At 52.5% G+C, this 16,437-nt stretch carries 15 protein-coding genes; 4 read left to right on the top strand and 11 right to left on the bottom strand.

All coding sequences use genetic code 11. The features are described 5' to 3' along the window. The first annotated feature begins 163 nt into the window (after positions 1-163). The 3 genes from ABSE13_RS04405 (at position 164) to ABSE13_RS04395 (ending at position 3,891) form a co-directional block, all read left to right on the top strand. Positions 164-490: a hypothetical protein gene (locus tag ABSE13_RS04405; protein WP_424027282.1), complete on the top strand. Its 327-nt coding sequence runs from the start codon at positions 164-166 to the stop codon at positions 488-490. 66 nt (positions 491-556) lie between these two features. Further along, entirely contained in the window at positions 557-2,392 is a 1,836-nt protein-coding gene (asnB, locus tag ABSE13_RS04400; protein WP_424027281.1) for an asparagine synthase (glutamine-hydrolyzing), read from the top strand. A 149-nt stretch (positions 2,393-2,541) separates the two neighbouring features. After that, positions 2,542-3,891, top strand: coding sequence for a mannose-1-phosphate guanylyltransferase/mannose-6-phosphate isomerase (locus tag ABSE13_RS04395; protein ID WP_424027280.1), 1,350 nt, complete (start codon positions 2,542-2,544; stop codon positions 3,889-3,891). Between the two features lie 66 nt (positions 3,892-3,957). Here the strand turns inward: ABSE13_RS04395 and ABSE13_RS04390 are convergent, their stop codons facing one another. The 8 genes from ABSE13_RS04390 to ABSE13_RS04355 all read right to left on the bottom strand — a co-directional run bounded on the left by ABSE13_RS04390 (position 3,958) and on the right by ABSE13_RS04355 (position 12,436). Beyond that, positions 3,958-5,796, bottom strand: coding sequence for a YgiQ family radical SAM protein (locus ABSE13_RS04390; RefSeq protein ID WP_424027279.1), 1,839 nt, complete (start codon positions 5,794-5,796; stop codon positions 3,958-3,960). Positions 5,797-5,837: 41 nt separating this feature from the next. Beyond that, positions 5,838-6,425, bottom strand: a complete 588-nt coding sequence (locus ABSE13_RS04385) for a PPC domain-containing DNA-binding protein (protein ID WP_424027278.1) — start codon at positions 6,423-6,425, stop codon at positions 5,838-5,840. Positions 6,426-6,577: 152 nt separating this feature from the next. Then, positions 6,578-8,404, bottom strand: coding sequence for a DUF2207 domain-containing protein (locus ABSE13_RS04380; protein ID WP_424027277.1), 1,827 nt, complete (start codon positions 8,402-8,404; stop codon positions 6,578-6,580). Between the two features lie 13 nt (positions 8,405-8,417). Then, complete coding sequence (locus tag ABSE13_RS04375) at positions 8,418-8,987, bottom strand: LemA family protein (protein WP_424027429.1); 570 nt, start codon at positions 8,985-8,987, stop codon at positions 8,418-8,420. 86 nt (positions 8,988-9,073) lie between these two features. Beyond that, entirely contained in the window at positions 9,074-10,045 is a 972-nt protein-coding gene (locus ABSE13_RS04370) for an EF-Tu/IF-2/RF-3 family GTPase (protein ID WP_424027276.1), read from the bottom strand. A 165-nt stretch (positions 10,046-10,210) separates the two neighbouring features. Beyond that, a complete protein-coding gene (locus tag ABSE13_RS04365; RefSeq protein ID WP_424027275.1) occupies positions 10,211-11,560 on the bottom strand; it encodes a hypothetical protein in 1,350 nt (449 codons plus the stop codon). Between the two features lie 130 nt (positions 11,561-11,690). Beyond that, the gene (locus ABSE13_RS04360; RefSeq protein ID WP_424027274.1) at positions 11,691-12,038 is read right to left on the bottom strand and encodes an EamA family transporter; all 348 of its coding nucleotides are present in this window, start codon (positions 12,036-12,038) and stop codon (positions 11,691-11,693) included. Then, a complete protein-coding gene (locus ABSE13_RS04355) occupies positions 12,035-12,436 on the bottom strand; it encodes a DMT family transporter (protein WP_424027273.1) in 402 nt (133 codons plus the stop codon). Before ABSE13_RS04355 ends, ABSE13_RS04360 begins: the two co-directional genes overlap by 4 nt. A 287-nt stretch (positions 12,437-12,723) precedes the next feature. Between ABSE13_RS04355 and ABSE13_RS04350 the strand changes: the two genes are divergently transcribed. Next, positions 12,724-13,383, top strand: coding sequence for a class I SAM-dependent methyltransferase (locus tag ABSE13_RS04350; protein ID WP_424027272.1), 660 nt, complete (start codon positions 12,724-12,726; stop codon positions 13,381-13,383). A gap of 44 nt (positions 13,384-13,427) precedes the next feature. Here the strand turns inward: ABSE13_RS04350 and ABSE13_RS04345 are convergent, their stop codons facing one another. The 3 genes from ABSE13_RS04345 to ABSE13_RS04335 are packed head-to-tail and all read right to left on the bottom strand — an operon-like array spanning position 13,428 to position 16,402. Continuing rightward, the gene (locus tag ABSE13_RS04345; protein WP_424027271.1) at positions 13,428-14,180 is read right to left on the bottom strand and encodes a polyprenol monophosphomannose synthase; all 753 of its coding nucleotides are present in this window, start codon (positions 14,178-14,180) and stop codon (positions 13,428-13,430) included. Continuing rightward, a complete protein-coding gene (locus ABSE13_RS04340) occupies positions 14,170-15,123 on the bottom strand; it encodes a GDP-mannose 4,6-dehydratase (RefSeq protein WP_424027270.1) in 954 nt (317 codons plus the stop codon). The genes ABSE13_RS04345 and ABSE13_RS04340 overlap by 11 nt, the downstream gene beginning before the upstream one ends. A gap of 25 nt (positions 15,124-15,148) precedes the next feature. Beyond that, positions 15,149-16,402, bottom strand: a complete 1,254-nt coding sequence (locus ABSE13_RS04335; RefSeq protein WP_424027269.1) for a class I SAM-dependent methyltransferase — start codon at positions 16,400-16,402, stop codon at positions 15,149-15,151. Positions 16,403-16,437: the final 35 nt, after the last annotated feature.

Here is a 16,437-nt window from a genome sequence, read left to right as displayed (position 1 = left end):
CGGGAGATTTAATGGAAGGAGCGGTGATGGGAGCAATCAGCCAATGTTTCTTCCGGTTACCCAACCCGGAGCATAATTCCGGTGTTCCCTGATCGAACCCGCACCATCAGGGGAATTCAAAAGCCTGGTGTGGCAAGGATAATGAAGCATTTTTGAGGTAGATATGAACGACAACCGGAACGGTGACTTTCTGTATTCTAATCCGGAACAACAGAACGACAGCTCTTCGTGGTTCCGTAAGTCACTACCGGAAATCCCGGTCACATCAGCTAACCTGCTGGAATACTCAGGGGCATTCCTCGGCATAGCCGGGTGGCTGGGGGTCCGCCAGATTGGCAGCCCTGCAGCACAGGAGATCGGTTTTGTTGTCTGGATTATCAGCGGCCTCTTCCTGATCGCATGGGGGTACCATACAAAAGCCCGGGCTATTATGCTCATCAACGTTGTGAATGTGATCATGGCCGCCTCCGCGTTTGCTGCGCTTGTGTAAGACAGGAGAATCGCCCCCCCCACCCCCTCACATCCTTTTAAACCACCGGTACCCACCTTTACCATAATGTGCGGTATCGCAGGCCAGTACTGTCTTGATGGAACAGCGCCGGACGCTCAGCTGCTCGCGGAGATGTCAAAGCGGCTCGCCCATCGCGGACCTGACAGCGATGGTACCCGGATCCACGGCCCTGTCGGGCTGGTCTACCGGAGACTCGCCATCATCGACCTTTCTGAAGATGGCTGCCAGCCAATGACCAATGAGGACAGCTCGCTCTGGCTGGTCTTCAACGGTGAGATCTATAATTACATCGAACTCCGCGAAGAGCTTATCCTCAAAGGTCATCGCTTTCACTCAAAATCCGATTCCGAGGTCATCCTGCACGCGTACGAGGAATGGGGCACCGCGTGCCTGGAGCGGTTCAACGGTATGTGGGCCTTCGCTATCTGGGACGAGAGGCAAAAACAGCTCTTCTGTGCCCGCGACCGGACCGGCATCAAGCCGTTCTATTATACCAGGGTGAGCGGATCATTCCTGTTTGCGTCCGAGATCAAAGCACTCCTCGCACACCCTGAAGTGGGGAGAAGTCCCGATGATCTGACGCTCTGTACTTTCCTTGCATGGGGCGTAGCCGACCATTCAGGACGGACGATGTTCGAGGGGATCTCCCAGCTCGAGCCTGCCCATGCCATGGTTGTAACTGCTGCCGGCCCGGAACAGCCGTTCCGGTACTGGGATGTGAAGGTTAATCCTGCGATCTGTTCCGATACTTCTGATGACGAGGCCGCATCCCGGCTCCTCGCCATTCTCCGGGACGCGACCCGCATCCACCTCCGGAGCGATGTCGCGGTCGGTACCTGCCTCTCGGGGGGCATCGACTCCTCGACCCTCACGGTACTCATCAATAACCTTATCCGCGAGGAGGCCCCGGCCAGTGTCGGGACCCGGCAGAAGACCTTCTCCGCGGTCTTTTCCGACAAACGCTTCGATGAGAGCCGGTACATGGACGAGATCGTCAACGCAACCGGTGTCGAAGCCCATCGGGTCGAACCAACGCCGGGACAGCTCTGGGATGATATCGACCGGCTGGTCTATATGCAGGATGAACCCTTTGGCTCGCTCGCAATCTATGCCCAGTACTGCGTGATGCGCCTGGCAAAAGAGCACGTGAAAGTGGTACTGGATGGGCAGGGAGCCGATGAGCTCCTTGCCGGGTACCTCGCGTACCAAGGCAGTTACACCGGCATGCTCCTTCGTTCGTTCCGCTGGGGAACCGCTATTAACGAAATCACCGGCAGCCTCCGGCACCACCAGGTATTCTTTCGTTCAGCAATCCGACAACTCCTGGAGCGTAAAAAGCGAAGGAACCTCCTGAAATGTTCAGCTGAAAAAATCCCCCGGTACAATGGAAACCTGGACAGCGTGCTGTACCGCGAACTCACGTGTACAAACCTGCCTGCCCTCCTCCATTACGAGGACCGGAACTCGATGGCATTCTCGATCGAATCACGGGTCCCGTTCCTCGACTACCGGTTCGTGGAATATGTTGCATCCCTCCCGCTCAACCAGAAGATCAGAGCTGGTGTCACAAAAACTGTCCTCCGCAAAGCAATCAAAGGGATAGTACCCGAATCCATCCGCTGCCGCATGGACAAGATGGGTTTTGTAACTCCTGAAGAGGTCTGGATGCGGGAGGACCTGCGCCCGTTCGTACTTGAGGTGCTCTCATCGGATGCGTTCCGTGGCCGGCCCTACTGGGATGCGGAAGCAGTAATACAGAATTATCTGGCATTCCTTGACGGAAAATCCGCATATTCACCGGAGATCTGGCGTATTGTCTGTGCGGAGTTATGGCTCCGGAAATTCTTCGACCAGCGCAGTGCTGCCGGAACAGGAGAATAATTCTTCCTGACGGTACAGGGAATTAACCTGATCATGATGAGAATGCAGAGGATCGAATCTTATAAATGGTCAATCCCACGAGATTTATGTGACGATTCCCGGATGACCGGTACACGTCAGTACCGGACCGGACTCACTAAAGGTGTTCCATGAAATCGATCATTCTTGCCGGCGGTGTAGGGACACGGCTCTGGCCGCTCTCGCGCGAGTACTATCCCAAGCAGTTCATTCAGCTCGGCGGGCTCTCCCTGTTCCAGAAGACGTACGAGAGGGCTGTCCGCCTCTCCGGGCCGGATGACATCTTTGTTGTGACAAATGAGATCCACCGGTATCTTGTCCTTAACCAGGTCGATGAACTCGGGTACACCCTCGGCGAATCGCATCTCCTCGTAGAGATCGAAGGAAAAAACACCCTGCCTGCCATCGGGTGGGCGATGCAGCGTACCAGGAACGCCGACCGCCATGCCACGGCAGTTGTATTCCCAAGCGATCACATTCTTGGTGACAATGCACTCGACCAGATCCGTGCAGCAGAATCCATTGCAAAAAAATATCTCGTAACCTTCGGTGTAAAACCGACATCCCCCCACACGGGCTATGGATATATCCGACCGGGCAGGAAACTTTCGATTGGATATATTGTCGAAGAGTTCAAGGAGAAGCCGGACGAGAAGACCGCACAAGAGTATCTCCGCCGGGGGTACCTCTGGAACAGCGGGATATTTCTCCTCTCCACGGAATGTTTCTTTGCGGAACTGAAAAAATACCAGCCGGCGCTATATGCCACACTCTCGGAAGACCGGGATCCGGACTATCCTGGTCTTGACGCGATCTCAATCGATTATGGTCTGCTGGAGCACTCGAAAAAAGTCGCTGTTGTGCCGCTGGATGCGGAATGGAATGACCTCGGGACATTCCGGGCGCTCTACGATACGGAGGCACATGATCCCGAAGGTAATGTCGGAGGCGCCGAATACTTTTCCTCCCGCAACAATTTCGTGCATGCCCCCGGTAAGCATGTCGGTCTTATCGGCATCAACGATCTCATCGTTGTTGATACTGCGGATGCTCTCCTGATCTGCAACAACAAAGAGACCGAGCAGGTCAAGCACCTGGTGAACCGGTATAATGCCGTCAACGATCCCGTAACCAAGTTCCACCGGCAGGTCCACCGCCCATGGGGCTCTTACACGCTTCTTGAGGATACACCTGTCTATAAGATCAAGCGGGTCACCGTAAAACCCGGGGAGCGGCTCTCCCTCCAGCTTCACCATCACAGGAGTGAGCACTGGATAGTTGTCAGGGGTACCGCTGAGGTGGAGTTGAATGGGGAGACCCGGCTGCTGAGGAAGGGGGAGAGCACGTTCGTGCACAGCGGAACGATGCACCGGCTGAAGAACCCCGGCCTGATCCCGCTCGAGGTGATCGAGGTTCAGCTCGGGGAGTACCTGGAAGAAGACGATATAGTCCGGTTCGATGACGAGTACGGCCGGAAGTGAGTCTAATCTTTTCCTGTTTTACATGAAGGGGCAAAGAATGGTAGTGGAAAGATCTCCTGGCGATCCTTATTTTTTCGATCCCGGGTGTTTTCTGAGGGATTGCGGTGAGGGCCCATAATCCCCACCAATCAGGCACCGTGTCCCGCTCCCGATCAGATCCCTCCGGCCGGCAGCCTCCAGCCCTTCAATAACAAGCCTGCGGTTCCGGGGATCCCGGTACTGCAGCAGGGCCCGCTGGATCCTCTTCTCCTGTCCTCTGGGCACATGGACCGTTTCCATCGTGAACGGATTGATTCCGGTGTAGTACATGCAGGTCGAGAAGCTCATGGGTGTCGGCGTGAAGTCCTGCACCTGTTCTGTATAGAGTTGGTTGTCGCGGATATATTCTGCAAGCAGGATCATGTCAGCGATCGTGCAGCCCGGGTGCCCGGACATGAAATAGGGAAGGATATACTGCTTCCTCTGCTTGTCTTTCTGTAAGCGGGCAAACTCGTTTTGGAACTGATCGAAAACCTCCCGCCCGGGCTTGTTCATGAGCCGGGTGACATTTCCGGCAATGTGCTCAGGGGCCACCTTGAGGTGGCCGGAGACGTGATGCTCGCAGATCATCCCGAGGTAGTCCGACTGGTCGGCTACCACGAGATCGTACCGTATACCGGAACCGATGAAGACTTTTCTGACGCCAGGGATGGCACGGAGGGCAGCAAGGAGTTCGCACTGGGCCTGGTGGCTCGTCTGCAGGGTCTTGCACGCCGGGCTGCAATTCTTGTCCCTGCAGGCACCGGCCTTCTCCCAGAGTGCGCATGAGAGCCCGTACATGTTCGCGGTCGGACCTCCCACATCCTGCACGATACCCTTGAATCCCTTCATACTCGTCATCCGGGTGACTTCGCGGACAAGAGATGCGATACTCCGGCCCTGGATGATCCTGCCCTGGTGGTGGGTGAGGGCACAGAACGAGCAGCTGCCAAAACAGCCGCGATGACTGGTCACCGAGAACCGGACCGGCTCAAGGGCAGGAACGTGTTGCCGGTAAGAGGGGTGGGCCTCGCGGGAAAATGGCAAATCGTAGATATGATCAAGTTCCTGTGTTGTCAGCGGCGTTGCCGGAGGGTTCTGGATAATAACCGTCTTCGGATGTGGCTGCACAACGGGCCTGCCCCGGACCGGGTCCTGTTCGGCATAGTGCAGCGCAAAGGCCCTTGCGTATGCGGACTTATCCTGAGACACTTCAGAAAACCCGGGGATCTCAACTATACCCTGCGGCCTTAGGCTCCGCCATTCCGCAAGCTCCATTGTATACGCGGTCCCGCGGATGTCATGCAGCGATGATACGGGCTCGCCCGCACTGATCCGGCAGGCAATCTCCACCATCTGCCGCTCGGCCATGCCGAAAGCAAGAAGATCTGCAGGGGCGTCGGCGAGGATCGCCTGCCGGACCCGGTCCTGCCAGTAATCGTAGTGGGCAAACCTCCGGAGGCTGGCCTCAATGCCTCCAAGGATTACAGGTATACCCGGGAAGAGTTCCCGGACCCGGTTCGCGTAGACGATCACGGCCCGGTCAGGTCGTTTCGGGACGCCGCCCGGCGAATACACGTCATCACTCCGCCTCTTCAGGTTCGGGGTGAAGTTGTTCACCATCGAGTCGACATTGCCCGACGAGATGCCAAAGTAAAGTCGGGGCATCCCGAGCCGGGTAAAATCCGCACGGTTTTTCCAGTCCGGCTGGGCAATGATGCCGACCGTGAACCCGGCATCCCAGAGGATCCTGCCGATCAACGCGGTACCAAACGAGGGGTGATCGATATAGGCATCCCCGCTGATAAGGATGATATCAAATTGTTCAATACCCAGCTTCTTCCCTTCTTCGCGCGAGAGGGGGAGAAACGGGGGCTGCGTGATCATAAAACGGAGAAATTTAAGTACCCTTTCGGCTGTGAGACAGGTTATGTCGGGGGGCGCCGGGTCAGGTCGCGGATGATCTCCGCAAGACCGCCCGGCAGTTCGCTCTTCTCTTCTTTCTTCTCCTCGCGGGTGACCGGGCGTTGTTCTTCCTTTACCAGCGCCTGTTCGGCTTTTCCGGAGGCTTCTTCGCGGCTCTTCAGTACAGGGAGGTGAATCTGGGTCTTTTCGTCATACTCTTTCCGGGCAGAAAGACCGGTGAATTCGTAGATCACGGCCTCAACAATGAGATAGGTAACCGCCTTATCCCGCAGGCAGCCGGTCAGGGCGTGGCCGGCCCGTCCCACAGAGGCATGGTAATGGATATGCGGGCCTCCCTCACCGGGATATATCGTGCCCACACCGAAGACCTCCCATCCACCCTCGAACATCACAAAATGCGGAACCGGGGGGATGACCGGTTCCTCGGGGCCGGTAACCATCCGCCCGTTCATCAGGGCACCAAGGAAGACGATCGAACCGGCACGGACACCCTTGTCCTGGACGAACTGGCGGAGCGACACGAGCATATCCTCCCCGTCATCGATCCTCACGACAAAGATCCTGCCGAGCTGACCTTCCGTATATTGCATAAGATCAGATTCCCTTTCTGGTATTCATATGGTTTGTGCGGCTTTATATCTTCTATGACAATACGCCAGCTTTGATCTCTGTTATCCTGCCGATTCTAAAAACAACTAAAATGGCAGCGCAAAGGAGAGCCTAAGAGCCGGGGCACCCCGGCTCATCTGCCCCCGGCACCACCGCCACCAAACCCGCCGCCTCCTCCAAACCCGCCACCGCCGCCAAAACCTCCGCCGCCGGAGCCACCGTGGCTCGGTGGCGAGAAAGCAATCAGCGGGATAAAAGCGGCACTCATAGCCATGGCCCCCAGCGGAACTCCTGTATCGGCCACCCGGATATTGAGTTCTTTCATTGCCTTCTCCACGTTTGCTCCAACGCCAAGGGCGGTTCCGTAGATGAGCCAGTCGCCCCACATCGAAAGATCGGCTGGTGCGTACTTCTGGATCATGGCCATGTCTGATAGGAAACGGGTGAATGCGTCCCATTCCAGTTTCTCTTTATACCGGTCATCCTTCCAGTGACCGAACAGCGTGGATGGGGCCACAAAAGCGATTCCCGTCTGGACGAGGACCACGCCCCAGAGAACTGCTGCCGGGAAGAGGATGTACGACTGCATGGAACAGACAACGGCAAGTATCACGGTAATGCAGAACACCACGCCGGCAACCATTCCCAGCGGGGTAACATGGTCCCGGCCATCCACTATATACCGGGTGGAGAGGCTGGTGTCCACCCTGCTAGTCACATCTGTAAGGTTGCGCTGGTAACGCAGGGCGGTCTCTTCTGCACCGCTGTCGGACTGTGCCCGTTTTGCAATGGCAGCAATCTTCTCCGTGTCCAGCACGCTCTTATCAGCTACCTGATCAATGAACGTGAGAACCCTCTGCTCGTAAGTATCGAGATTTGCGGATGACAGCACCCGGATCTCCACGCCTTTGCCGTCCGCTTTCTCTGTAATCGCGATGTTCTTGCGCCTGTGGAGATCGAGCAGGGTCGCATAGTAGCCGTCCTCATCGAAATCCATCGCATCGCCCTTGAAGAGCAGGTTCACCTGCCAGGGCTTGAGATTTGTAGAGGGGATGGTACTCAGGTATGCCGGGACGGTGAATTCCTTCTCCCGACCGTAGCGGTAATAGATCAGAAGCAGAAGGAATGGAACGAGGATAACGGCAATCGTCGCGATCCCGTTCAGGAAGTAAGCTACGTAATAGGGCGCATCGTACCAGAAGCTCGCGGAACCCGTCTGTCCTTTGAGATCAGAAGACTCGGTCCGGAACCCGGGCATCCCGGCAAATGCATTGTTTGTACCCAGCAGCTCGACTGACAGGATCTCGTTCTCCGCAATATTTCCGGTAATCACGTAGGTGTCACCGGTTTTTTCTGTCTGCAGGCTCGGGGGATAGACGTAGATTTGCTGCACATCGTCTGCAGGGAGGGTGATACGGACATTATGGTAGGGGATATGCGTATCCCCGGCAAATTTCAGGTTGAGGTGGGTAGTGCTGCCGTCGTACTCGATCGGGGGGTAGAGGATATAGGTATATCCGGCGGTATAGGTACCGTCGGTATAATAATCCGGATTGAAGATGCCCACTTCGTTGGTATTGGCGAGCTGGTCAATTGCCGCCTTTCGGGAAGCGGCCTGTGCATCTCCTGCAACGTTTACAGTACCATCGTCACCTTTTGCATACCAGGTCGCACCATCAGGAGCTTCTGCCGATACGAACTGGACTGAAGAAGACGAGGGAATTGAAAAGACCAGCGGGGCGTCCCAGCTCCGGTACAGCATGCGATACTCCCCTGAGGTGTGCACATCGTAAGTGTAGTGCTCCGTCAGGGTCCCATTGCTCTGGAGGGTGACATCGTAAGAGTCCACCACCAGGTTTCCTTCAAACAGGGCCGGCGCTGCGTTTACCACGATCAGAGCGATGATCCCGATGACAAGGCCGGCCACAACAAGACCGGCAAGCTGTCGTGTCTCTCCCACGGAAATGACCTGCTCAGAACTCTATCTTGGGGGCGTTTTCGATCGCTTCTTCGAACTGAAGGTACTGCAGTTTGATGAGTCCCATGATCTTCCCTACGAAGTTTGAGGGGATCGTATCTATCATGGTGTTGTACTCCTGGCTGATGTTATTGTAGGTATAGCGCTGGCGGGCGATTTCGTCCTCAAGACCCTTTACAGAGTCCATAAGACTTGTCACCGTTCCTGAGGTCTTGAGGTCGGGATAATTTTCTGCAACAGCAAGCAGGCGGCCGAAAATGGAACGGGACTCAGCCTCGACCTTGTTCAGGTCGCCGGGTCCGGCAGTTGCAACAGCAGCCCGCATGGCGGTGACTTTCGTGAAGGTATCCTGCTCGAATTTCGCGTAACTCTTCACGGCGCCGAGAAGTTGCTCGATCATGTCCAGCCGCTTCTTCATGGCCACACGGATCTGTCCGAGGGTGGCTTCCGAGGAATTCCGCAGGCTGACGAACCGGTTATAGATTCCGACTGCCCAAATCACCAGGACGATCACTACAAGGACGATGACGCCCAGAACTATCCATCCAATAATATCTTCCAGCATTGTGCTCAGTACACTCATGATCGTTCCCAGTGATAAGGTAATTGGGAACCGGGGAGCCAGCCTTTCACGGCGCCGGAAAAAGAGGATTATTCAAGAATCAGTGAACCCACGACCCGGAGCTTGCCACCTTCAAGGTAGTGGAGTACAACCCGTGCATTGGGCGGGTAGACAAGTGCCTTCTCCATGGAGAGGGTGATGATCGGCATTCTCCAGTCTCCTTCGACAACGGTTTTTTCGAGGCGGGCCGGGAGGAACTGCATCCAGTGGCCGGCATACAGCACCATGCCTTCTTTCAAGGGTGCAGGCCAGTACTTCACCAGCTGAGCCTTACCAGTGATTGTCGTCGCATGGCGGATTGCCGGATCGTTGGTCAGGACAAAGCCGCGGTCAAGGTCTTCCGACTCAATATTTTTCAGGGCGAGACCGACGCGGTCACCGGGAATCGCGTTTTCGGCATCGTCGTCATGCTTCTGGATTGACCGGATCTGGACGGTCTTTTCCGTGGGTAAGACTTTAAGCGTATCGTGCTTCTTGATCATTCCCTGTGCAACGAAGCCCAGGACAACAACGCCGACACCTTTTACATTAAAGTGGGCATCGACGGGTACGGCACCTTTACCTGTGCTCTCATGGGCTTTCCCGTGAGCGGTCTGTTTAACAGCGATCTCGAGCATCTTCTCGCGCAGGCCAACCATATCCTCTTCAATGGTTTCGTATTGTTCGACGACCGTGCCCTTAATGAGCGGGGCAATTTGCTCCGGTGAGATGTAGTTTTTCAGGATCAGGTATCCGGCCGGTTTATTGGCACATTGGAGCATCAGCACCGATTCGCCGAACGTGGCATTAATCTCGTCCACTACAAGGATTACGCGATCCGAAATGGAGACCGCATAAAACAGCGAAGATAGCTTCTCGGGATACCGGGTCGGCTCGATGAACGTGACCGTGGCATCACCCTTCTTCAGGTTATAGAAGGTGATGTCACTCGTCGTCCCCTTCTTTCCCAAATCCTTTGCATAGTCCGGGGGAGCGAGGACTGCGACTGTGAGATTTGACATAATATTACATCAATTGACTATTCAGGGATATGAGAGTTTATATTGCCGGTTCCGTTGAACCTGATCGGTCTCCCCGGTGAAGTATAACGTTCTAAAAAACGGTGGGATAGTTCCCAATCCTGTTTTTCTGATTTATTGTGACCAGTTTTTCGGATGCTGAAGGATTCAGTCGGCCGGTGTTTTTTCCGGACCGATGCTTTTTTCGGATGATTTTCGGATCTTATCATATATTTCCATGGGACTGACAACAAACCAGAGGCATACGAACAAGGCGAAGTATTCCAGCGTGAATACCACGAGGGTGGTTATCCAGCCGGAGGATAAAACCGGATCTGTATATGTAACGGAAGTGTAGAATGCCCCGAACATCAGGGGGAACTCGAGGTATGCCATCCCCTGGAAAATAAACAACAGCACAATCTTCCGGACGTCATCTGCGGCAAGGAGACACAACAGGGGCGTGAACCAGACTATGTACTGAGGGCTTCGGACTTTTGCACAGACTACGACGAGAATAATTGAGCACAAGATCAGTTTGATCAGGAGTTTCGGGTCCCTGCCGGGAATGGTATAAGCTGCATAGAACAGTACAAGGAACCCTACACCCATGCCGATATACATGATCGCCGATACTGCATCAATGGAGATCCCGGCGTGGAAGACGTCATGTATCCACGAGTAGATCGTGAAAGTCAGGGTATTTGAGTAGTACCCCAGTTCCGACCGTATGGGAACATATATCCTGAACGTATCCGGGCTTATAAAAAATAACGGCAGGAACAGCGCTGCGGAGATCGGGATTACCACTTTTGCCACAGTGATTATTTCCTGTTTTAGGGAAGTTCTTTTGGCATTGTACAGGACGAAAAAGGGAAGGGCCAGTACAGGGAACACCTTGGTGAAAAAACCCAGCGTTGAGGCCGCATACCCTTTCACCTCATGCCGATAGATGGTAAACAGTATTGCAAGCATCAGGAGTGTGGTGGGAAATGCATCGTATTTTGTGATCACAAAATACGCAGAAGAAAAAGCACAAGTAAAGATCAGTCCGCCATGGAAAGCGGTCCGTTCATTCCACAACCGGAGCCCGATAAGATAAATGCAGACAGTAGTGACAATATCACAGAGCACCATAAGGAGCTGGAACGTGTATACAAATGCCATCACGTTCTGGAGCAGAAGTGCCGATACGATGGCAACCATCAGAGGTACGAGAACCAGGACGGGATACTGGAACTCTGGCGTAAAGGGAAACTGTCCCTGCAGGAGCATCTGGGCATGCTCGAAATAGACCCCGATATCAAATAGATCGATAAACGAATGAAATATTGCTGTTGTGACGAACGCCACCACAAATTTTGCCACGATCGCGGCAAGAATCAGGTATATAATATGGCGTTTTACGGTTATTTCATCGATATCTTCAAACCGGTTCGTCAGGAAAGTAAAGGGTACTATCCCTTTTTTCCCCTTTTTTCCCGATGTTCCATCGTCATCCGCGTTTTTCCTGCCCATGACTGCCCCCGGTCTTTCTTGTCGTTGGTACTGCATGTATGCATTTATCCCACAAATACTCTCGGAAACCTTTCCCAGAGGGACTTATCCTTGCAAAGAAGAGGCGTATTGACGGGGTATATGAAGAGAATTACAGGTTGAACAACAATACGCCTATCGTGATGATAATGACCCCGATGACTTTGTTGCGGGTGAACGATTCCCTCAGGACAAAGTATGCTAAAATGGGGATGCAGATGTAGGTCAGAGAATTTAAGGCAAAAAAAACCTTCATATCGAGTCCTTTCATCGCATAAATGGATAAAAAGGCTACGAAAGCAAAAATTCCGTACCCGATAACGGACAGGGGATGGGTATAGAGCCTGCCACCGGATTCCGAGACGCGGGTTGCTGCAATTTTCAACAGCAGATGTCCGATGCTCGTTAAAACCACGACCACCAGTGTCACCAGGTAATACATCATGAACGGGTCTGTCATGAGAGGACCTCCTTATCCCGTGCAAGGTAAAATACCCCGACGGTGATGACGGACAGGCCGGCAATATTCATCAGTGAGATGGATTCGTGAAACAGGAGGAATGCTGCCAGGAGGACAATAAAGCTGACAAGGCTCCTGAACGGGTACGCAAACGAGAGCGGGTAGTACCGCAGGGCGTACTGCCAGACAATTACCTGCACGCCCATCCCTCCCAGGATCAGAAAATAGATGATAATATACAAAGGTACCCCAAAAAAAGCGTCGTAGGGCGTGGATTCTGCTGCGTATTTTGTGCAGATTGCTCCAAATGCCTGGATCAAAATTGAGAGAATCAGGAGATTCAGGTGAAGTTTCGTATGGATCTGTTCTTTGAATGAATGCCAATGGTTGGTCAGCATAAAAATACCAGAGCGCGTGATTTACAATATTCCCATTTCATCGTATTTCAATATTTATTCAAGAAGTAAAAACAGATTCTCATATCAGAGTACCGGAGGAATTCATTGAGAATACCTGCCTGGGAGTAACACGTTAAAGTATGTATGCTGTTTCCGGGTTTTGACGTTTGCTTCCATGAATCGCCGGCAAAGCAATGAGATGTCATCAGGCAATCCCTGACGGTCATTCCAACCGAATTATTAATACATCCTTAACCGAATGTGTAATGCAATCTCCTTGGTGACCGATGAAAGAATGGGATGAATACTGGGCAAAAGCGCCAAAAACGCACAACCGCGTTTATGACGGGATTGCTGTTTTTTACCGGAAATACATAATCAAACCCTATCTCAGGCGCTATTTTTCCCGCTATTTCCCAGGCCGGCCGGCCATCCTGCATGCAGGCTGTGGCGGGGGCCAGGTCGAAGAGGGAATCATCGACCCTGTTTCCGTTATAGGTCTGGATATCTCAGCCAATGCCTTGTCGCTCTATAAAAAAAATCATCCCGGATCAAACCTGATTCTCGGGGATATCATGTCAACCGGTTTTAAGGATGAGTCCCTGGACGGAATATACAACCTGGGTGTTATGGAGCATTTCAGTGAGGAGGAGATCGATCATATCCTGTGTGAATTCCGCCGGGTACTGAAAAAAGAGGGAAGAATCATATTATTCTGGCCGCCGAGATACGGAGCCACGGTTATTGTCCTCGGGGGAGTACATTTCTTTTATAATTCAGTGCTGGGCAAAAAGGTCCGGCTGCACCCTCCGGAGCCCAGTCTTATCAGATCCAGGAGCCATGTAAAAACCATGGTGAACCAGGCAGGGTTCAGGCTGCTGTCATATGACTTCGGCATTGGGGATCTCTTCACGTATGCAGTAGTTGTCCTGGAAAAGGCGGGCTGATCCGGTTTATATTAAAAAGCGGTTGTCCGTCAGATTCCTGAAAATCAGGATTTGGCACTGGCGGAGACAACCAGGTATTTCCTGCTGTTAAACTGGATATTCCAGGCCATACTCAACATAAAACCCAGCCATTGGACCATATCGCGGAACCGAAGTTTTGAATGTCCATAGGTTCTCGGGGGAAGGGCAATTGGTATTTCCTTTATCCTGAACCCGTTCAGATTCAGAATGGTGAGACTCTCGAAAAAGAAGGAGTAGCCTTTACTCGAGATCTGCCTGAATACTTCAGGGGGGATGTGATCCAGACGGTATAATCTGAACGCGCCGGTTGCATCATAGGGCATTTTTAACAAGAGGGTTGTGAGAATATGCCCCGTCCTTGTTATACATCTCCGCCACAGGTTCCATCCGCTCAGGCTGTCATCAAGGATGTGCCGTGATCCGACAACCACATCATATTCATCAGCGAATTCCAATAAATCCGGAATATTCTCCGGTGAATGGGTGAAATCGCAGTCCATGGTAACCAGGTGCGTGTACCCATGGGAGTATCCCCACTCAATCCCGTCAAGATGGGCACTCCCGATACCCAGTTTTCCCGGTCGGTGCATCACCAGTACCCACGGGACATTTTTTGCCAGTTCATCAAGGACATCTCCGGTTCCGTCAGGGGAGTTATCGTCAACAAACAGGACGTCCATAGGTAGACCGGTCCGGGCCAGATCCTGGCACATTTTTTTTACATTCTCGCGTTCATTGTAGGTCGGCAGCATGACCAGAATTTTTTTATCGTCCATTGTGTTCCCCTGCAGATTCAACAAGTAATTTCACCATCTCATAAAAAGTAACGGATCGTTTCCAGCCGGTCATTCTCACCAGTTTTTCCGGGTTGCCCACGAACGCAACCGCAGGACGGGTAATAATCTCTTGTCTTTCCATCACGGATTCCCGCCAGTCCAGCCCGAGAGTATCAAAAGCAGTCCTGACAAAATCCTCCACCGTATGCTTCTCACCGGTAGCTATGATAAAATCATCTGCTGACGGAAGGTTCAGGATCCTGTACATCGCGTCGACATAATCCGGTGCATATCCCCAGTCCACTTCCACGGACAGGTCGCCCAGAACGAGCCGGTATTCCGGGTCTTTTTTGCACCTGACTGCAGCCTGGACAATCTTGCGGGAGACGAACTGTTCACCCCGCAAAGGGGATTCGTGATTATAAAGGATCCCAACTGAAGCGAAGACCAGGTGGACTGACCGGTACATCCGGCACAGATACAGCCCGGATGCCTTGGTTATTCCGTAAATGCCGAGGGGATTGATGAGGGTGTTTTCATCCTGTGGCTCATTTTTGGGCCTTCCGAAAATATGAGACGAGGCCGCGTAGAACAGCCGGGTTTTGGGAGAGAATAGCCGGACTGCCTCCAGAAAATTAAAAAGGGACACGACATTGACCTCGTAGCTCTGGTTGAACAGCGTTACGGCATTGGTAATCGGATCCTCTGAAGATTGGTGGATCGCGGCAAGATGATAAATTTCATCCGGATGGATCTTCTTGATGAGCGCAGAAACCTGCTGGAAATTTCCGATATCAATAGATCGTTGATCTCCCCAGGTTTCACAGTTTGTGAAAACGCGGTTTCGCCCTAGTCCGAGAACCTGGTATTTTTTTCCGTCAAGAAGCTGATACAGGAGGGTTCCGTCTTGCCCGGTTGCCCCAACAATGATAGCACGTGGCATTTTTTGGATCCTTTCTGCCTGGCCTCTAGACTACTTCTACTTCCGGTAAGGGGAAGATGAACTTCCCGCCATCCTTTAAGAAACGGGACTCCCTCTCGATAAATTCGTGTTTGAAATGCCACGGGAGGGGTAAAAAGTAGTCGGGCTTCAATTTCCTTGCCTCTTCTTCCGAGATGATCGGGATGTTGGTACCCGGGGTCCTGCTGCCCCACTTTTCGGGATTCCTTTCTGCGGCTGCCGTAATAAGCGAAGAGTCGATGTTGAAGTACTGGAGAAGGACATTGCCTTTCGTGGATGCCCCGTATACGAATATTTTTTTGCCCTTGTCTTTTTCCGTTCGTAAGAGCGTTTTCAGATGTGTCTTGATCTTTTCGACCCGTGTACAGAACTCACGATATGGTTTCTCTGAATCCAGTTTCAGGTCCTGTTCAGACCTGATGACCGTATCCAATGCAGCGCTGTTCCGGGAAAGTTCAGAATCGGCATGAGTGACATATATTTTGAAACTTCCTCCGTTAGTGTCATTGAGCTCAATATCAATGGCCTTCAAATTATTCTGTCTTAGCATCCAGTCAATCTGATGGAAGGCGTAATATTCCAGATGTTCATGACAGATCGTATCGAATGAGTTCATCGCGAGCATGGCCGGCAGGTAACTCTGTTCGAGGATCCATACTCCATCCCTATGGAGGATCTGCCGGATATTATTGACGAATTCCATTGGTTTTTCCAGGTCATAGAACATAGCGATGGATGTGATGATCTTTGCCTTGTCATGGGGAAATACCGATTTAAAATTGGACGCAGTAAAAAAATCGCTGACCAAACGTATTTCACCGGAATAATATTTCTTGTATTGTTCCCCACCCGGATCCATCCCGATCCGCCGTATGTCATCCCGTGAATAACTTTTGAGAAGCGTTCCGTCATTGCTGCCGATATCGAGGACGATATCGTTTTTCTCCAGATGGACAATCTTCTGGGCTTTACCGGTAATGTCAGCAAGGTGAACACTCATTGTTTTATTGATACCGGAACGATACCCGTATCCGCAGGTATACATTTCCAGCGGCGGGACAGAATGCTTAAGCTGGACCAGCCCACAGGCATCAGGATTTTGCGAGTTATCGCATTTGACCAGAACGAGCGGGGCACGGGGGGGATCGGGATCGTCTTTTCCGGGGAACCTCCCGGACAATGCCTGATTGCCCAAATCTATGACGGTGATAAATTGATCATTTCCGCATATGCGGCATTTTTTTATCTCGCTGATATGCATTATTTCACCAGAATTGTTCTCAACTGTCTAACATT

The organism is Methanoregula sp. (assembly GCF_049518935.1).
In the GTDB taxonomy this organism is placed as follows: Archaea; Halobacteriota; Methanomicrobia; order Methanomicrobiales; family Methanospirillaceae; genus Methanoregula.
This window is presented reverse-complemented; position numbering and strand designations above follow the sequence as displayed.

Bases quoted from the DNA above. Each gene is read 5' to 3' on its own strand.
- ABSE13_RS04405 (WP_424027282.1), top strand. From the start codon at position 164: ATGAACGACAACCGGAACGGTGACTTTCTGTATTCTAATCCGGAACAA.
- asnB (WP_424027281.1), top strand. From the start codon at position 557: ATGTGCGGTATCGCAGGCCAGTACTGTCTTGATGGAACAGCGCCGGAC.
- ABSE13_RS04395 (WP_424027280.1), top strand. From the start codon at position 2,542: ATGAAATCGATCATTCTTGCCGGCGGTGTAGGGACACGGCTCTGGCCG.
- ABSE13_RS04390 (WP_424027279.1), bottom strand. From the start codon at position 5,796: ATGATCACGCAGCCCCCGTTTCTCCCCCTCTCGCGCGAAGAAGGGAAG.
- ABSE13_RS04385 (WP_424027278.1), bottom strand. From the start codon at position 6,425: ATGCAATATACGGAAGGTCAGCTCGGCAGGATCTTTGTCGTGAGGATC.
- ABSE13_RS04375 (WP_424027429.1), bottom strand. From the start codon at position 8,987: ATGCTGGAAGATATTATTGGATGGATAGTTCTGGGCGTCATCGTCCTT.
- ABSE13_RS04370 (WP_424027276.1), bottom strand. From the start codon at position 10,045: ATGTCAAATCTCACAGTCGCAGTCCTCGCTCCCCCGGACTATGCAAAG.
- ABSE13_RS04365 (WP_424027275.1), bottom strand. From the start codon at position 11,560: ATGGGCAGGAAAAACGCGGATGACGATGGAACATCGGGAAAAAAGGGG.
- ABSE13_RS04360 (WP_424027274.1), bottom strand. From the start codon at position 12,038: ATGACAGACCCGTTCATGATGTATTACCTGGTGACACTGGTGGTCGTG.
- ABSE13_RS04355 (WP_424027273.1), bottom strand. From the start codon at position 12,436: ATGCTGACCAACCATTGGCATTCATTCAAAGAACAGATCCATACGAAA.
- ABSE13_RS04350 (WP_424027272.1), top strand. From the start codon at position 12,724: ATGAAAGAATGGGATGAATACTGGGCAAAAGCGCCAAAAACGCACAAC.
- ABSE13_RS04345 (WP_424027271.1), bottom strand. From the start codon at position 14,180: ATGGACGATAAAAAAATTCTGGTCATGCTGCCGACCTACAATGAACGC.
- ABSE13_RS04340 (WP_424027270.1), bottom strand. From the start codon at position 15,123: ATGCCACGTGCTATCATTGTTGGGGCAACCGGGCAAGACGGAACCCTC.
- ABSE13_RS04335 (WP_424027269.1), bottom strand. From the start codon at position 16,402: ATGCATATCAGCGAGATAAAAAAATGCCGCATATGCGGAAATGATCAA.